We start from the raw sequence: 17,824 nt of genomic DNA on the forward strand, positions 1-17,824 counted from the left end.
TTAATATGAATTACAAAAAACCTTTTTACAGCTTACGCTTAAAGTCTAATAATGCGGGCTACTATTTAGTTATTAATGGTTGCATAATTGAAGAGCATAATGGTATCGAACCAAATCAAATGGAATTTCCCATTAATCAGTGGATTAAAAATGGCGAAAACAGCTTTGAAATTTATCATTTAAATGTGCCAACTGGTTTTGGAAAGCTTGGGCTCCGTGCCGATGGTGAAATTATTCTAGAACTTTGTGTTAGAGAAAATGATGAACAAAATGCCATAGTTATACAAAGAACAGCCTATGTGGGAACGACACTAAATTTAGATAGGAACAAAGTTAATTATTCCGATGTAGAAGCATTGCAATCCACACTAATAAGCTCTTCAAGGCCTTGCCAGTTTAATATTCATAATAGTAATATTAAACTGGCCGATGATGGGAAATTCGCTATTGGTGAATATCAAGTTGGTAAAGGTATAACAGAAGCATTACAAATCAGCCAAACCATCACGTTACCAACACCCTTCCCATTATGGCGTTTCTTCGAAGCTGACGAGTTAAAACATCATTACGATATGACTGATGAAGAGTGGGAAGTAGCGCGCAAAGACCTGTATAACAATGCTTACCAACCGTTATGGCAAGCCATAAATGATAATGATAAAGAGAAACTAAAACAGTTATTTACAGAGCGTGGCAAAGAATACGATCTCGCCTTCTATAAACCCAATAAAGGTCAAGATACTTACGAAATGGTTCATCATATCTCAGGATTAATTAATGACTCTGAATTAGAATCAGTTCTTCCAATCAATTTTGATTACAGTGATATCTGTGTTTCGTTTAATCATCAACTAGCTTGGCTACATAACTTTGAGCTCCCATTGTCTAGCAAGTTGGAGTTTAAGCATAAAAATGCAGATCTTGTTACCCGTATTCCTGTCATGTTCGCTCACTTTGATGGCAAATGGGAAATCGTTCGCTAGCATTACTAATACGCCACCTTAATATGAATATTGAGGTGGCTTTTACTTTCAGAAGGTTATTATGCTTACTATTCGTCAAGAACAAATTAGTGTCATGATGCAAGACAAGCAATCACTTATTTCTGCTACATTGAGCAATGCTTTAAAAGGTTTACCCTTTTTCCAGTTTTATAGTTCCAAACAGCTACAAATTTGGGTCAGTAAACAGATTGATTATTTAGCTGCGCTAAATATTCACGAAAAAGAGAATGTTGAGAATATTTTAGAGCTGCTAGCAATGCATGGAGAAAACTTTGAGCGCTGTGATGACCCTAGCTGGGCACTTACAATCATCGAAGACATTAATACCCATGAAGGTATTAGAGCCGTCATGTTAAAACGTGCTCATCAAGAGTATTTAGACAATTTTGAGTAAGCAGACTGTCAACTCTTTATTTAATTTACCATTCCTAAACTTTTAAGCTACGTATTAGACGCTATGGCTCATCTCTCTGAAAATTTTTACACTACGCACTTAGTCCTTTTTTTCGTTGTTGCAATTCTACTACTTCACCGAGCCAATCCGGTGAAGATAATAATATGGTGGACATTGAAATACGATGAGAAGCTACTCGGCATTGTTGCGTCTATCATCATCTTAGGAATACTTTGGATGGGATGTGCCATCTTTGTCGACTATGCAATGCTCTATTTTAACCATGAAATAAAAAGTATGATTTACATAGGTGACTTCCAAGGCACTCCTCGTTTTATCTCTCCTGATTTTAGTTCTCAACAAGGCGATTTTAACTTTCCCAGTTATGCTTTTTCATTTGAGCAAATTTATCGCCAAATTCAGTTTGCAGATAGCCTTGGAAAAATAGAACAAAGCGTGCCAGTTGCCGAGTTATCTCATGAATTCTTATTTTTTTATAGTTGGCCAATGCTTGTTATGCTGCAAAAGTAATTGAGGACACCCGAAGCTTTTTGACGAATCTCCAGTAACAACCTATGTTTTAATATACAGTGTTTGTTGTTGGAGGCTTCATGACTCAATCTCGCGATTCATTAATATCCCTTTCTGATACCCCTTATTACCATTGTATTTCCCGCTGTGTTCGCCGTGCGTTCTTGTGTGGGCAAGATAAATATACAGGGCAAAGTTTCGAGCATCGGCGCCAATGGGTGATTGATAGAGTGAAATACTTAACTGATGTATTTCCAATTGAGGTGTGTGCCTATGCGATTATGTCTAACCATTATCACTTGGTATTGTTTGTTAACGAGGATGCACTCGCTAACTGTTCTGACAGTGAAATCTGCGAACGCTGGTGCAAGATATACTCTGCCTCTCACCTGGTACAGCGTTGGCAGAAAGGAAAGTTAACGTCAGATATTGAAAATGAAACTGCGTTAGATATTATTGCGAAGTGGCGTAAGAGACTATCAAGTATCTCTTGGTTTATGCGTTGTTTGAACGAGTTTATTGCAGTCAAAGCGAATAAAGAAGATAAGTGTAAAGGGCGCTTTTGGGAGGGGCGATTTAAGTCCCAAGCCTTACTTGATGAAAACGCGTTGCTGACTTGTATGGCTTATGTGGATTTAAACCCTATTCGTGCCAAGATGGCGTCCAGTGTTGAAAGCTCTGAGTTTACCTCAGTATTTGAGCGCATCCACAACAAAACACATTATGGTGATAACCAAGCGGAGAAGAGCGGTAAACCATTAGTTAAGTTTATTGGTGCAGAGCATCAACATCAGCCGGCTGGTATTAACTTCACGCTGATTGATTATCTTGAATTGGTTGATTGGAGTGGGCGAATGATACGAGAGGGCAAGCGTGGTGTTATCACAGGGCAAACTCCTGCTTTGCTAAATACGCTTGGCTTAGATGATGAAACATGGCTTGGTTTAGCAAGTGATTTTGGTAAAACCTACCACGGTGCCGTTGGCTCACTAGAAGAGTTAGCCTTGTTTGCGGAGCATACGGGCAAACAATGGATATCCGGAAAGAATAGATTGCGACGAATCTACCACTAAATAATTCCCTTCTACAAATTCAACTATTAGCTTATCTGCTGATGTTTAACGTGCTTTAAAATCAGTATATTGCAGTTAATTTTCTGAACTATCCTTGTTAGTATTCTTTTTCGTCATTTTGGTGATACAAGGGAGCTCTGTTTGATGATTTATGCAGTAACTTACTTGCTGAACGTGGCGTATACAATATGAAAAATAGTATTGGGATGTCCCATTCTTTTTTTTCTTTTTTTTTGATATCACCAAACAAAATGAGCAGTTGATGGTGGATGGTGCTTTTGAGTGGAATGGATTGGCGATTATTACTGCGTCATATAAATCGGCTGGTGTTGGAGCTAAAGATAATAATGATCAAGGGCCTTCTAAAGGAGCTGGAAGACCAGGCGCTAAACCGAAACCAAGAGCAATTCAAAATACCTTCTCACAAAAAGATTTAAAAAATCAGTGGGTATTAATTGCCCCTGGTAAAACCCCTGAAAATCCACAAGCGGTACCCTTAAATGAATACTTTACGTCTTAAATTAGCACTAATTAGTGCTATTATATTAACTCTTTTATTCACGACCTATACGCAAGCAGAGGACTCTATGCTCACTAAAAAACCCTATTTCACCTACCGTATTGAAGCTAAAGGGGCTCTTTATCAAGCCAAAATAAATGGCATATTGTTAGAAGAAGACTTTGAAGGTCACGCACTTAATTTTGAGCAAGTGGTGAATCAATATATGCGCACGGGAAGAAATCGCGTGGGTTTTGAGCTATATACTTATACCCCTGAAGAGTTTGAGGCAGCGAAAATTACCATCAGTTTATACGTTAATCAAGATGAGGCGCCTGAATCACAAAAAAAAATGATCAGCCAAGTGACGTTTAAAGCCAGCGATTTTGCGATTAAAAAAAATCCAGAGCAAGCGATTCAAGCTAGTATGCCAGCTGTAAAGCTAGATTCAACGAATGAGTTTTTGGCTGCTGAAAATGGTGATGTATTAGTACACCCCCCAAAAATAGAACCATCAAAAATTGAGCCTACCGCATACCATATTTACCAAGATATTGAGTTAGTAACGCCATTCCCTGAATGGGGATTTTTTAAAGCAGATATATTAGACTTTCCAACGCTTTGGTCTGCTTTTACTGATAATGTCGAACATTATGATAAGACTTTGCTTAACTCTCTATACAAAGAGCATGAGAAACTGTTTACGTTATTAAAAACCGAAGACTTTGATAAGATTTTACCTTTATTTGTTGAGCGTAATAAAGAATATGATATTGCCTTGTATTATCCAGAGGGTACTTATGATGAAATGCTGAAAAAAGCGTTTAAAAGTGATTTCGATGATAAAAATTATGTTTTAAAACTTCATAACACTGAATATGCACAACCAGCTATCAGCGACGATAAAAAACTGATTCGTATTGGCTCGCCACAAATGATTTATTTCGAAAATGAAGAGCACTCACTGTTTTCAAAATACCCTATCTGGTTCTACAAAAAAGATGGTAAGTGGATCATCTCGCGCTAGTTCATTTACCGACCATTTAATCACATTAGCCCAGCAGTTGAAATTGGGCTAATGTTTATTTTTAATATACTAATCGTTAATGCTTAGCACTTAATTAATCCCCGTTGTGAAAACTATGAAAAGAACAATTCCCAAGTCGACCTACATTACTCTTGTGATTCTCGCATTATTTGCTTCACTCTATTTTGAATATATAAGCGCACACGATATGGCCGTTGATTACGAAACGCGTATCGATGCGCAATGGAATCATAACCGAAATACACTAAGTCAATACAACCTTAAAATACAAGAAGCGGTTCAGGTACCAGATATCTACCGTGACGACTTTATTAAAACTATTCAAGCCAGTATGACCGGCAGGTACGGTCAACAAGGTAGCAAAGCAACTATGCAGTGGTTTCAGGAGCATGCCATCGAATTGCCACATCAATTATATTTGCAACTCCAACAAATGATTGAAGCGGGCCGCAATGAATTTCAAAATGAGCAGAAAAAATTACTCGACTTAACCAGAAGCTATAAAAGAGTAACCGGTACAGTTTGGACTGGATTTATGATGAATATCGCTGGTTTTCCATCGAAAGAATTTACTTGGTCTAAATACGAAATTTTGGTTGATGAGCAAACTCAACAGCAATTTAGTGAAAAAAAAGCAAAAGCGATCAAACTTTAATTTTAATGGTAACTGGCAATATTTACTAACGATGATAGCCAATTGCTTATTGGTACTTTTTCTTAATTATAATAATGGAACACAATGGAATTTATCATTTTTTTTATCCCCGTCGCATTATTATTACTGGTTAAATATTGGTTTCCAAAACGCATCACCTTTTTTGAAGTTGGCGTTGGTGTTGTGCTCATTACCTTATCTGCCTATCTTGTATTTCATTATAATATCTTTAGTAAAATCATTGATGAAGAGATTTTAAATGGCGAAGTGATAGAAAAAGTACGTATCAATGTAGACTGTGGGCATAGTTACAATTGCGAATGTAACGGTAGCACGTCAACTGAAACATGTACCTGTTTTGAACACAGTCACGATATTGATTGGAAACTAAAAACAACAGTGGGTGATATCACTATTTCTCGGGTAGACCGTCAGGGCACAACCCCACCAGAGGACTGGGTCAATGCTTATGCATCAGAGCCAGTTTCTCGAGTTGGTTTATATGAGAACTATTTACAGGGCGCGGAATCTTCGTTGTTCAATGATAAGCACTTCGTTGTTGAAACTCGTTTTAAGCATCTCATACCGTCGTATCCAATAGAAATCTATAACAACTACCGTTTTAACCATGCACTTGCGATGGAGGTATCTGTACCTGATTTAGGTGAATGGAATAACTTGCTTGCAGAGTCGCTAAAAAAATTAGGGCCAGAAAAACAAGTCAATGTGCTGATGTTGATGGTTAACACCGATGATGCCAGCTATGCTCGCTCCTTGGAGAAATCGTGGCTTCGAGGAAATAAAAATGACGTTATTGTTGTTGTTGGCAGTACCAATTATCCTCACATAAATTGGGTTGAAATTGTTTCTTGGACACCCTCTGAGCTATTTAAAGTACAACTTCGTGATGAAATAAAGGCACAAGGCACACTCATCCCCGCACAAATCATCCCTATTATTGAAAATCATGTACGTACTAAATATATCCGCCTTGATATGAGCCAATTCGAACATTTAAAAAGCGAAGTCAAAGTATCAAAAAATACCTATTACTGGGTTTTCAGCTTCTTAGTATTAGGCTCCTTAGTATTTTCGTTTATAGCGTATAAGTATAAATTATCTGAGCTGTTCATTAGGATTGGTAGTATTGCCTTATTATTAGGTTTTAGTTATATCCTCATTAATATTAACTTTTTTATCATATTTTTCAGCTTCCCTGTTGGGGTCGTTATTTGGCTTGTTTGGAGCCATTTTAGTACTAAGCGAAAAATGAAAAATGCCAAATAATCCTTGAGTCATTTTGGCAACTCTCTGTTTCAAAAAATAATCGAAGACACCCGAACTTTTTGACGAACCTTTAATTATATCTCTATTTTTGATCGTTTTAAGGTTTATGTATCCTATCTTTCATATTCTGAATCCTGCTGATTAAACTGCTATATATCCTTTGCAATTTACGCTATCTTAGTTTAATTCAAAAATAAGTGTTTCTTTTTTATAAATGCATGATTATTTATTTTCTACTGGTTCTTTTATGTTTGCTAAAAACTCTTTATTCGTGAAAATTTTCAAATTTTTGGCTTTCCCTGTGCTTGCCTATGCATTTTTTGCTCACACCTTTGCTTTTTTCTTTATTTTTATTGTTGGTATCATATTAATGAATGTGTTTAAGCCATCAACCAAAAGCAACTTTTTAAAATTACAGGCTGCATTACCCACTTCAACTATCCGATCATTGGCGGTTGGACTTGCTGAAATACAAGGGAAAACAAAAAGCGCGAAGTTAATTAAAGCCAAAATCGGTAATTACCAGTGTATTGCTTACCATTACTCTGTCAGGCGTGAAACGAAAGATAGCGATGGTAAATCAACATTTAAGGTGATCGATACAGAAACCCAAATTTCCCCCTTTTTTATCGAAGATGCTACTGGCAAAGTGGACATTAGCAACGAAGAGCTGAATTTCGTTTGGCTACCAGAGAAAGGCTCATATCAATCAGGTGATCTACATTATAAGCAGCAAGTACTCATGCCCGGCGATGAAGTGTTATTAATTGGTAACGTACGCAGTCAAAATGGCACGCTTATCATGGAAAAAGATACACACAACAATGTCTTTAACTTAAGCCATGCTTCATCCATCTCTAAATGGAACACGTTTAAACCTTTGTTAAATAGTCTGTATGTTTTCGGAGGTCTATGCTGTTTGCTTGCCATTGCGATAGTACTGAGTGACGTATCCATCGAAAACGGCGTTGTTTTTTATAACTTTAATCATCTATTGGGGTAATTTATGACTGATATCGTCATTGTAGTCACACTCATCATATTAGGTCTTTTTGTCTGTAAATACTTTATAGACACATACAATCGATTAGTGATGCTTAACTTTAATACCGACAAAGCCTTTGCCAATATCGATGTGGTATTAATGCAACGTGCCGACGAGATTCCTAACCTAGTCAAAGTCCTTAATAAACACATAGAATATGAAAAAAACACTTTAGAAAAGCTCACGCAACTTAGGGTAAGTTGCCAACGCACTAAAAACCAGACAGAAAAAGTGAGCATGCATAATGAGATGACGTCCCTGCTTGGCAATGTATTAGCAGTGGCAGAAAACTACCCAGAGCTTAAATCCAGTGACTCTTTCTTGTCATTACAAAACCGGGTATCGAAGTTAGAAGATATTATTAGCGACCGCAGGGAGTTTTTTAATGAAAGTATTAATCTATTTAATATTGGCATTCACCAATTCCCGGATCTCTTTTTGGCGAAAATGATGAGCTATCAAGCTAAATCCTTATTAATTGTCAGCGAGAAAGAGAAACAATACGATGGAATTTAGCTTTGCAATCCCGACTTACGTAGAAAATTTTCTGAATATTCAAGACTTGGATATTTTTCTTATTTTTTTCTGTTGCTTTGGTATCTTGATATTAGCCGCGTTACTAGGGATGCTAATGAAACCATACCAGCATAAAACCAAAGCGTATATTTTGATTATCGCACCCGTATTATTAACCTGGCCAACCGCTTCTATCTTCACGGCCGTTTTCAACGGACTGGATATTGAAGCAATTAAAATAGTCACCATGATCATACTTATTTACCCATTAATGCTTGTCTATTGCTTACTGAACCTTAATCTATTAGAAAAATATATGCTCGACAGCAGTAAAGAGCCTTAAGAGCGACGAGTTGTCATGCCGAGCAAAATCAAGTCATAGGATCATTATCTGGGCTGAAGTGAAATTAACTAGGATATTAAATTACCATCCGAGTTATAAACAATCGTGGGTATTCGCTTCTTTTTGACGAATCTGAAATTAGGCCTTTTTTATAGGGTATGTTTTAGTTTAAAGCTTAAAGCTTAAAGCTTAAAGCTTAAAGCCATACTACAAGACCCATTAGATTCCCTTTCAAAATCGTTCTTTTTGACAGTGTTTGACGGCTGTGTTCGTCGAAATTTTTGTATAGTTTGTATCAGTAAACTGGACTAGGTTTGTAATATCGAGGCCAATGGGGGCTTGATGAAATATTTATGTACTTAATGTATTTCCTATTTGTGCGCGTGTCTATGCGATGATAGCGTTCCTTACTACTAAGACCAAAGAAAATATATTTTACTGGTTAAAGCAATTTACTTCTTCGTTTAAATTTTCGTAAATGGAACAATTTTTTATGTCAAATTTCGCCTTGAGTTAAGTAATTTTTTCTGCGCAAAATCTAGATCACATACTTAATTCGATTGGTATAAGCAGCAGAGTTTAATTTATCTTAATTTGTAAGCAATCATATTGCATTACATCGTTGTTAGGGCTATTCAGACACACCTGTGTTTCATTTTCTCTTAAGTATGCTTTTTCATGTTTAAGTGAAGGAAATAGGTTTGTTGCTTGATCAAAGCTATGTTTCATACTTGGCTTGCAAATATTGGTATTAAAAAGTCGAATTTTATTATTAATACTCCAAAAGCGAGCAATTATTTTTGAATAATCAGTGGTAGCCATTTGTGTAAGTACAGTACCAATCCAGTTTCTAAAATGATGCATTGCAAGTGTGGGGTAGTCACTTTGAGTTAAAAGTTGTTCGCTAAAGCGCGTAATATTTGCTTCTGACAGCTTCGCATAATAATGGAGTGGTTTATAGCTTTCATTGCTACTCATATTTGGCTTAAACAGAGCGCGGGTTAACCAAGTTGGAAACCGAAACCCGTTAGTTTCTCCAACCTTATGAAATATATCTGGCGCTTTATCTAAAGATTGATACAGGTTGTTCATCATCTTTATTTCTCGGTTTAAAGGAGCTAATAAACTCCTTTCCTTGGTGTTTAGTGGCTGTATCTCTGTTGTCAGAATTTCGTTGTGATTGCGACTAATGAGGTAGATGAGATCAATATTTTCAGAGAGTAAATTTAGGAAAATTAATTTACCAATAATAGTATCCTGAAGTGTTAATTGCTTACGTATTTGATCATGAGTATAGAGCAATGCATTAATTGATTCTTTTGTTTCGCCGGATGCTGCACGATAAATCTGCTTTAGCGAGAGTAATCTAACTGTGTTGATGATAGGGGAGTAATCAAGGAGGGGCTCTAATATTGAAGCTTCTGTTAAGGTTTGAAAGTCTTGGTAATCAGTAAATTTATCAAATCTTTGCATATATATTTGGTGTTTTGTAATTAATGCAGGTATTGATTCTATCGCGTTAAAAATAGTTGCCAGGCAATTTTCTTCACTATAACGACATAAAAGAGAGCCCTTTAATTCTGGTAGGCCAGGATCTACATTGAATTCTAAAAACTGTTCACTTACTGGTCGCTTTAAATTTTCTCTTTGTTGTTGCTCAATATCTGCAAAGTATTTTTTTCCTGTGGATACCGGATCTTCCATTGGTCCTGCCATAAAGCCTAAAAGAAAAAAATAAGCCTCATTGTCTGTTTTATGTTCACTGTCTAAAATTCGCTGTAAATTGGGGTCTACTTCGTTATCTATTTGCAGAAACAAAATTGCACATAACAGTATTGATATGATTGTAAAAAAAACGACTAACGACTTTTTTATCATTGCAAACGTCCAGGGTAATTATTAACTGAAACAATATATGCCATTTTATGTTTAATCATTAGCGCTCCACACTGTATTTTTTCCAAGTTTTTTAGCATGGTATAGGGCATTGTCTGCCCTCGAAAATAAAGCATCAAAACCTTTGTCGCTATTTTTACGTGTTGCGAGGCCAATACTGATTGTTACTCGAATATCTCCTGCTTTGTCAGTATTTATGCTTAGTTTTTCTTGCGATTCTCGGATTCGCTCAGCAAGTTGGTGTGCTTGTTCTAAATTGGTATCGGGTAAGAGTATTGAAAACTCCTCTCCACCTGTTCGGGATAGCGTGTCTTCGGCGCGAACGGCTTTTGCGAGGTTATTACTCAGTGCGATAAGTACAGCATCTCCGGTGGGGTGACCAAAGTTATCGTTAATATCTTTAAAGTTATCAATATCAAGGGTGATAACACTCATGGTTAAATTATGGCGCACACTGCGTTGGTATTCTTTATCGGCACACTTTATAAAAAACCGGCGATTATTTAACTGTGTCAAAGAATCGGTGTTGGCTTGTATTTGTAGCTCTTCTTTAAGTTGATAGAGCTGTGTTATATCTGTGGAAAAGCCAATTACTGCCGGCGTTTTATCATTGATATGGTAGGGCATTTTTACGCTATGGAAGCGATAATTATTGTTTTCTTTATCGGTAAAAATTTCTTCGCAAACATGCTTCTTCTGCGAGGCGAGTACTTGTCTATCTGACTCCCAAAATGCATCTGCAATATCTTGAGGGATAATGTCGCTGTCTTTTTTCCCAATAATTTTTTCAATCGGTAGGTCAAATGCTTCTGCAACATGTCGGTTTGCATATCTAAAAGTGCGTGTATGGTCTTTCATGTAAATATGCGCATCAACGTTATCTAATACCGCATCGAGAAGGTGCTTTTGTTCACGGATAATCTCTTCGTAGCGTTTTTGCTCGGTGATATCGTAGGAAACGCCACAAATACCCGCTATTTTTCCGTTATTATCAAATAAAGGTGTTTTTACTGTTTTAAAGGTACGAAATTCTTCGAGTGAACTGATGTAGTTGGTTTCTTCGAATGTGATCTCTTTTTGTTGTTTTATAACTAGCTGATCATTTTTTAAAACTTGATTGGAACGTTGCGTGTCAAAGAAGTCACTATCATCTTTACCAATGACATCTTGCATCTGCTTATCAAATAAGTCGAGTACGATTTGATTAACAAAGGTGTAACGCCCCTGTAAATCTTTTGTATATATGTAAGCACTAATGTCGTTCAGCAAGCCCTCTAAAGTATGTATTCGATCTTGTAGGTGCTTTATATCTGCTTGCTTTTCAATCACGTTATTTCGCTCATTATTATTAAAGTGGTGTCGATTATAAATAAAAGACAGGATTATAGTAGGGGTTAATTGTCTATAAATTATCTTTTACATATGTAATTGCTGCTTATTGTATGTAGATGACTGATTTTATTGTTTCTTTTTATATGGTGCTGAGGTTGGGTTTAATCTTTTTCTGATGATTTCGTAGGTCACAAAATCATCATATATATTGCTATGGTTAAGTCCGCACTTTCTTATTAAATAAGTTTGCTTTTCCTAGAAAATGAATACAGTGGTTAATTTATTGACCCATAAAGGAAATAGTGATGATAATTACGAATACAGAAACGATCCCAGGGAAGAAAATAGTCGCTTGTTATGGCGTTGTATCAGGTAGTACAGTCAGGGCAAAGCATGTTGGACGTGATTTAATGGCTGGTTTAAAAAATATTGTTGGTGGGGAGTTAAAAGGTTATACCGAATTACTAAGTGAAGCGCGTGATCAGGCGATGTTAAGAATGCAACAGCAAGCTTCACAGCTTGGAGCAAACGCGGTGGTCAATGTCCGTTTTTCAACTTCTTCAGTTGCAGCAGGAGCTTCTGAAATATACATCTATGGGACTGCGGTGATGGTGGAGTAAGCTATGTTTAATTTAATCATTTTACTTACTTTATTGTGTTTAGGTTATCTAGTCGGACAGTTTTTAGAAAAGCGCCACTTTACATCGATCATCAATCGTGAGAAGTCATTTATTAATTTGAAAACCACTAATAGCAACCGGCCTATTGGGGAACTTGGCGACATCATCGAGACTAAATTAGTGTGTGGTAGTGCCGTTATTTCTGTAGATTATTTTAAACGTTTTCTCGCATCATTACGCTATATCTTTGGTGGTAATGTTACTGCTTATGAAACATTATTGGAGAGGGCGCGTCGAGAGGCAATTTTACGCCTCAAAGAAACTTGTCGTGATGCAACACAGGTTATTAATCTGCGTATTGAAACATCTTCTATTTATAAAGGAAACGGTAAACAGGTTGGCTCAGTTGAGGTACTTGCTTACGCAACCGCTGTTTATGCAGTTAATGATACAACAACTTGATAATACCAAATCCATTAAATAACTGATCATTTTTACTAGTTAAAAGAAGCTATGCCTGCGTTAAAAGTTTTGCAAATAGAACAACTATTTACTGTAACTTTGGGCTTGTGCTACCTCCTTTTTCCTACGTAGAATTTGATCACTATATTAGCGGAATTGGTATAGCCAGAAGTAGCTAAATAGGGGAAGTGGCTAAGCTACTTAAATATTTACTAATGATACTTAAAATTGAGCATTGTTAAGTTTAGTGCCACTTAAATTTGCGCTACTTAGATCTACGCCCTTCAATATTGCGCCTGTTAGGTTCGCTTCAGATAAGTTAACACCGTCGAGATCTGCTCGAGTGAAATTTGCACCACGTAAATCTGCATGGCTAAAGTCTGTATTAAAGAGTTCTTGTGCTTTAAAGTTTGCCTGTTTTCCAGCCTTTCCTGCACTATTTAAAAACAATTTATGATCCATTAATATCTTTTGAATATCCATTATTTCAACCTTGCGATAGCTTATTGATTTCTAAGCAAGGTAAAGTGTTAATATTACAAAAAAATGAAGGCGCTTCTAAATATATCTTTTTAATTCAATAATGATATCGAGAATAAAAAAGAAAAGAGAGAACGGTGTTCATCTTCCGTTGATTAACGTCGACTGATCTCTTTAAATTCTGCTTGTAATTCGTTATATCGCTTTGCATGCTCAATGGGTAATTGCGTATTGCTGAGGAGTTTGAAGCTGTTATGACAATTATTGATATGTTGTTGGCGATCATCTTCACCGCTGTGTTTTAATAGTTGTATATGTGCTTGAATACAATTTAACAATGCGATGGAATTTAACGGCTCAAGTGTTAACGCTTGATTAAAGTGGTTTAAAGCACTTTCATAATTTTTTGCACTAAATGCTTGAATACCCAGTTTATTATGAACCTTAAAGTTATTCATACGTTTCTCAAGTATCTCGCCAGTTTGTTCACTGATTGCAACCTGCGTAGTAGGGTCGATAATGTCACGTTGTTCTAACTCTTCAAGGTAGGGCTCAGCATATTCAAATTCACCAATATCAAGTAGTGAAAATAAACTTTCATATAAAAAAGTATTATCTAACTCTTCAACGCCAGATTCATTTTTTTCTAGCGTATTTAAAATACGCCGTTTCGCTTTAAGTGGCTCTCCTTGAGAAAAAAATACTTTGGCCTGACAAATTTCATCAAAACTATTAAAGTCAAAACTTTTGTTTCTTCCCTCTTCAAAGCGACTTTGGTAAAGCGTTGAATTAACTTGTTTTAAAATCTCTTTCCTTTCGCTCATCTCATCCTGAGCATTCGCATAGTTAAGAATACTGCGAATATAATTCGCAAGGTGACAAGGATCAGGGTAAAACGAGTTACGACTGAGTTGTAAAATCGATTGGTAGCTATTAAGCATCACTTTATGCTCATCAATCTCTTTGGCGAGTAATGCGACCTCTTGATGTTTTTCAATGCTGTGGTGAGTCATGTTTGCCGCATGAGTTAAAATGTTTAACGCTTTGCTGAGTTCTCCTGCCCCTTTATAAGCGCGGGAAAGCCATTGATAGGCTTCCATTTGTAATGGGTTATTAAAGATAACCTCTTTTAAGATCTTAATTGACTCACTATATTTACGTTGCAGACAATAAACTTTACCTAATGTTATGCTTGCGCGAACTAAAGGGCGCTTCTCAACCATCTTTTTAAGTAACTTTTCAGCCGCTTCATAATCTTCGCTGCTAATAAAAATATCGGCTAATAAGCTTTTACATACGCTTTGATATTTTTTATCGTTCTTAATTTTACTCTCGCACAACGTTATTGCATGCTTATATTTTTTTTCTGAAATCGCTTCGAATATTCCCGATAATGCTAACTTTTTATCGGCAGCTTTGCTTAATCGATTAAAAAGCTGAGTTTGCGAGAAAGGTTTCATCAAATAGTCATCGGGCGCTTTTTCAATGGCGGTAAGTACCATGCCTTTATTATTGTCACCAGTGATAATAAAACACAGTGCACTACTTGGGATTAATTGGTTGTAACGAAGGTAGTCCAACAGTTGAGAACCATTTTTTCCTGAGCCAAGGTTATAGTCGATTAAGTAGATATCGAACTCACGACGATGCGCAAGTTTAGCAGCATGCTCAGCACTGTCTGCAAAACTAATGTTTTTTGCACCTTGATTCGTGAGCATCGTTTTCAGCATGACATGAAAAGGCTTTTGATCATCGACGATTAGAATACGTTTATTTTTGTAGCTAAACATTGGTGCTCTTTAAATAAATTAGGTGCACAAAGTTTAGGTTAAAGCATCACGCAAAGGAAAGTTAATGTTTGTTTATTTTGATGTGCGATGAAGTTTTTGAGATGTGTCTAACTAAGAAAGGTGAATGGTGGAGGGGGGTGGATTCGAACCACCGAAGCTTTCGCGGCAGATTTACAATCTGCTCCCTTTGGCCACTCGGGAACCCCTCCGTCATTTCGCGATGCATAATATCAGAATAAAGGAGCTTGTGAAGAGAAAATTTAAAAAAACAGTAAATAAAATCAGTTTCTTGCCGATAACTTTTATTGTCTAGGGTAATTGATGGTTTTTGAATGAAAAGTGAACAGATAGAAGCAGGGTTAGTTGTAAACGAGTGGCAATTAGGTAAGCAACTAAATGTTGCGTTAGCTAATGGGACGCGTGACAAATTTAATCTGTTATTGAGCCTGCTTTCGGATGACGCGCGTGACTTTTCTCAATTTGATATTCCAAAAGCCACACAGGCATCACTTTCCCAAGTCGAACTGCGCGATTCGCTCAATCTAGCTCCCCAGCAACCCTTGATTAATGAAGGTATCTCATTAAAACAAGCTGAAAAATTAAGTTTAGCTATTCAGAGAAGCTCCCTGTGCGATGTACGTTTGCAATATATGCTTAACAACGAGGCTATTTTATCACGTTATCAAAAAAGTGATATTGAGCCAGACATAACAGATAACCTTTCATTCTTATCTCAAACGCGTTTAAAGCACGCAGGAGAGGAGAGAGAGAGGCAACCTAGTGCGAAAGGAGTTGATCATGCTCTCATGGCTAAGTATGAGGCGTTGAAGCTTAGTGAAAAACCGCTAAAAGTAAATTATATTTGATAGATATTGACGTTAACGCTAAACACTATAATTCTTCAATACACTTCTGAATAGGCTTGCCAATACTGAAGCAATGCTTTATTTTTTTCTCCTGTTTTTCTGAGAGAACAAAAGGGCTTTGCTCACTACCTTGAGCTAAATGTCGAATGATTCGTCTGCGATAAATTGCTAATCGATTGAAGTGCATTATCAAGCCGGATAGTGCAAATACAAAACAACCACATAAGATGTAAAAAATAAGCATCAGTTACTCCTAGTTAATCTGGGTTTTATTATGTCGACACTTTTTCTGAATCGCTTTGGCCATACCTTTAAAAATAAAAAGATGTGCTGGCATTAAAGCATACCAATACAACAGCCCTGAAAACCCTGCAGGATGCCACCAAGCGCGTATATCTAGTAACCGATAATCGCCTTTGTCTTCAATAATAAATTCAAGTCGGCCAAGACCTGGTGCTTTCATTCCTAATAATAAAGACAATACGTGTTGTTCTTTTAATGCGATCACTTTCCATGAATCAATCGTATCTCCTAAGGAAAGGGTTTTGGGATGACGACGGTAGCGTTTTAAGGCATCTCCCCCGACTGCACAATCCATAAGCTCCCTTATTCGCCACAAAATATTGGCAAAAAAGTAGCCTTGCTCTGTGCCGATCAATTGAATCTGTTGCCATAATGAAGCTGAACTAATCTCTGTTTTTAGTGTGTAACCTGCTTGTTTTGCATAATACCCATAGCTGGGTTGCCAGCGCGATCGAGCATCACCATCAACTCCCCATGTCTGCGTATCAATGATGTTGATCTCATTCTTTAAAGTGTTGCTAACTGCTTCTTCAAAAGACAATAATTTTTGTGGTATTAGATCTTGTAACTGCTTCGCATTCGCGGTGAGATCATATTGCAAACCACTTACCAGTGCCTTTGCAATATTTGTTGGGACGGAAGTAATAATTTTAAACCAGTATGAAGCAATTTTGGGTGTTAAAAGTGATAACGGTACAATAATGACTTTTTGTTTAGTTAATTTTGCAATAACTTGAATCTGTTGCTGATATGTCATCAATTTAGGACCTGCCACATCCATAATTTGATGTTCTTGGGGAGTAAAGCTTAACAATTCAGTTAGGTAATAAAGAATATTCTCAAGTGCAATAGGGGAGTTATGCGAGTTGATCCATTTAGGGGTTATTAGTAAAGGGAGGTGAAAAACGAAGTCTCGCATCACTTCAAAGGCCGCTGAGCCAGGACCAACAATAATACCTGCTCTCAATTCGATAACCGTTGTTTGGCTTGATCTTAAAATATCGCCGGTCTGTTTACGGGCAATAAAATGCTCTGAGTGCGCCTTTGTAGGTTGCAAAGAACCAAGATAAATAAGTTGCTTAACTGTACTTTTTTTTAAATATTGACTGAAATTTTTGGCGATGTTTAACTCTACATTGACAAAATCATGGCCATGACTCATGCCATGAACTAGGAAATAAACGACATCCACTCCTTTCAGTGTCTCAGTCAAATCGGTATCGGAGGATAATGTCAATTGGATGATATCGATATTTTTATTTTTACTCCAAGGCTGTTTTTCAAGTTGTTTAACATTTCTTCCTGTAGCAGTGACATGGTGTCCTTTTTGTGCCAATAGAGGGACTAACTGACTACCGATATAGCCAGATGCACCGAGCACTAAAATATGTTTAACCATGGATCATTCCTTGAAGTATTTATTGGCCACTGTGTTGCTTAATCATCAATACAACGAAATTAATGATTAAGCTTAGCGTTTTTTATCATGGCTTGAAATGTTGAAAGCGTGATAAACGATATTATTTGCAATAAGCGACTTATGACCCGACCTTTCTTTTGATAAACAGTAGGCTATAAACTATACAATAAAAAATAGTGCTATGTACGCTTATATTAATTTGATCTAGATCAAATAACTTCATCGACTACTAACTCCTAAAAGTGTGATTTGAATACATG

Annotated in this window: 19 protein-coding genes and 1 tRNA gene; 14 read left to right on the forward strand and 6 right to left on the reverse strand. The window is 36.7% G+C overall.

Translation table 11 applies throughout. From position 1 onward, the window contains the following. The first annotated feature begins 5 nt into the window (after positions 1-5). The 11 genes from CW745_RS01255 to CW745_RS01305 all read left to right on the forward strand — a co-directional run bounded on the left by CW745_RS01255 (position 6) and on the right by CW745_RS01305 (position 8,395). On the forward strand, positions 6-983 hold the full coding sequence (locus CW745_RS01255; RefSeq protein ID WP_101106573.1) for a hypothetical protein: 978 nt from the start codon (positions 6-8) through the stop codon (positions 981-983). A 61-nt stretch (positions 984-1,044) separates the two neighbouring features. Beyond that, positions 1,045-1,398, forward strand: coding sequence for a hypothetical protein (locus CW745_RS01260; protein WP_101106574.1), 354 nt, complete (start codon positions 1,045-1,047; stop codon positions 1,396-1,398). A 150-nt stretch (positions 1,399-1,548) separates the two neighbouring features. Then, on the forward strand, positions 1,549-1,929 hold the full coding sequence (locus CW745_RS01265) for a hypothetical protein (RefSeq protein ID WP_153069728.1): 381 nt from the start codon (positions 1,549-1,551) through the stop codon (positions 1,927-1,929). Positions 1,930-2,009: 80 nt separating this feature from the next. Beyond that, positions 2,010-3,002, forward strand: coding sequence for a transposase (locus CW745_RS01270; RefSeq protein ID WP_101106576.1), 993 nt, complete (start codon positions 2,010-2,012; stop codon positions 3,000-3,002). 262 nt (positions 3,003-3,264) lie between these two features. Next, entirely contained in the window at positions 3,265-3,522 is a 258-nt protein-coding gene (locus CW745_RS01275) for a hypothetical protein (RefSeq protein ID WP_101106577.1), read from the forward strand. After that, positions 3,503-4,528, forward strand: coding sequence for a hypothetical protein (locus CW745_RS01280; RefSeq protein WP_101106578.1), 1,026 nt, complete (start codon positions 3,503-3,505; stop codon positions 4,526-4,528). The genes CW745_RS01275 and CW745_RS01280 overlap by 20 nt, the downstream gene beginning before the upstream one ends. Positions 4,529-4,643: 115 nt before the next feature. Then, complete coding sequence (locus tag CW745_RS01285; protein ID WP_153069729.1) at positions 4,644-5,204, forward strand: hypothetical protein; 561 nt, start codon at positions 4,644-4,646, stop codon at positions 5,202-5,204. 84 nt (positions 5,205-5,288) lie between these two features. Next, on the forward strand, positions 5,289-6,491 hold the full coding sequence (locus tag CW745_RS01290) for a hypothetical protein (RefSeq protein ID WP_101106580.1): 1,203 nt from the start codon (positions 5,289-5,291) through the stop codon (positions 6,489-6,491). A gap of 370 nt (positions 6,492-6,861) precedes the next feature. Beyond that, complete coding sequence (locus tag CW745_RS01295) at positions 6,862-7,494, forward strand: hypothetical protein (protein ID WP_153069730.1); 633 nt, start codon at positions 6,862-6,864, stop codon at positions 7,492-7,494. 3 nt (positions 7,495-7,497) lie between these two features. Continuing rightward, the gene (locus CW745_RS01300; protein WP_101106582.1) at positions 7,498-8,052 is read left to right on the forward strand and encodes a LemA family protein; all 555 of its coding nucleotides are present in this window, start codon (positions 7,498-7,500) and stop codon (positions 8,050-8,052) included. Next, complete coding sequence (locus CW745_RS01305) at positions 8,042-8,395, forward strand: hypothetical protein (RefSeq protein ID WP_101106583.1); 354 nt, start codon at positions 8,042-8,044, stop codon at positions 8,393-8,395. Before CW745_RS01300 ends, CW745_RS01305 begins: the two co-directional genes overlap by 11 nt. A gap of 579 nt (positions 8,396-8,974) precedes the next feature. Here CW745_RS01305 and CW745_RS01310 read toward each other — a convergent pair. Next, the gene (locus CW745_RS01310; RefSeq protein ID WP_101106584.1) at positions 8,975-10,273 is read right to left on the reverse strand and encodes a hypothetical protein; all 1,299 of its coding nucleotides are present in this window, start codon (positions 10,271-10,273) and stop codon (positions 8,975-8,977) included. A 51-nt stretch (positions 10,274-10,324) separates the two neighbouring features. After that, positions 10,325-11,620 carry a sensor domain-containing diguanylate cyclase gene (locus tag CW745_RS01315; RefSeq protein WP_101106585.1) on the reverse strand — a complete coding sequence of 432 codons (1,296 nt, stop codon included), beginning with the start codon at positions 11,618-11,620 and terminating at the stop codon, positions 10,325-10,327. A 308-nt stretch (positions 11,621-11,928) separates the two neighbouring features. Between CW745_RS01315 and CW745_RS01320 the strand changes: the two genes are divergently transcribed. Beyond that, positions 11,929-12,243 carry a YbjQ family protein gene (locus CW745_RS01320; protein ID WP_101106586.1) on the forward strand — a complete coding sequence of 105 codons (315 nt, stop codon included), beginning with the start codon at positions 11,929-11,931 and terminating at the stop codon, positions 12,241-12,243. A gap of 3 nt (positions 12,244-12,246) precedes the next feature. Next, a complete protein-coding gene (locus CW745_RS01325; RefSeq protein ID WP_101106587.1) occupies positions 12,247-12,705 on the forward strand; it encodes a heavy metal-binding domain-containing protein in 459 nt (152 codons plus the stop codon). A gap of 222 nt (positions 12,706-12,927) precedes the next feature. Here the strand turns inward: CW745_RS01325 and CW745_RS01330 are convergent, their stop codons facing one another. From CW745_RS01330 to CW745_RS01340, 3 genes are all read right to left on the reverse strand, one after another. Beyond that, a complete protein-coding gene (locus CW745_RS01330; protein ID WP_101106588.1) occupies positions 12,928-13,188 on the reverse strand; it encodes a pentapeptide repeat-containing protein in 261 nt (86 codons plus the stop codon). A 152-nt stretch (positions 13,189-13,340) separates the two neighbouring features. After that, positions 13,341-14,975, reverse strand: coding sequence for a response regulator (locus tag CW745_RS01335; RefSeq protein ID WP_101106589.1), 1,635 nt, complete (start codon positions 14,973-14,975; stop codon positions 13,341-13,343). Positions 14,976-15,100: 125 nt separating this feature from the next. Continuing rightward, a tRNA-Tyr gene (locus CW745_RS01340) sits at positions 15,101-15,184 on the reverse strand. Between the two features lie 123 nt (positions 15,185-15,307). On the opposite strand from CW745_RS01340, the gene CW745_RS01345 reads away from it, so the two are divergent. After that, positions 15,308-15,841 (forward strand): VC2046/SO_2500 family protein, encoded by a 534-nt coding sequence (locus CW745_RS01345; protein WP_101106590.1) that lies wholly within the window; start codon positions 15,308-15,310, stop codon positions 15,839-15,841. Positions 15,842-16,094: 253 nt separating this feature from the next. On the opposite strand, the gene CW745_RS01355 is transcribed toward CW745_RS01345, so the two are convergent. Further along, positions 16,095-17,543, reverse strand: coding sequence for a DUF2867 domain-containing protein (locus CW745_RS01355; RefSeq protein ID WP_101106592.1), 1,449 nt, complete (start codon positions 17,541-17,543; stop codon positions 16,095-16,097). Positions 17,544-17,824 lie beyond the last annotated feature (281 nt).

Source organism: Psychromonas sp. psych-6C06 (genome assembly GCF_002835465.1).
Lineage (GTDB): Bacteria > Pseudomonadota > Gammaproteobacteria > Enterobacterales > Psychromonadaceae > Psychromonas.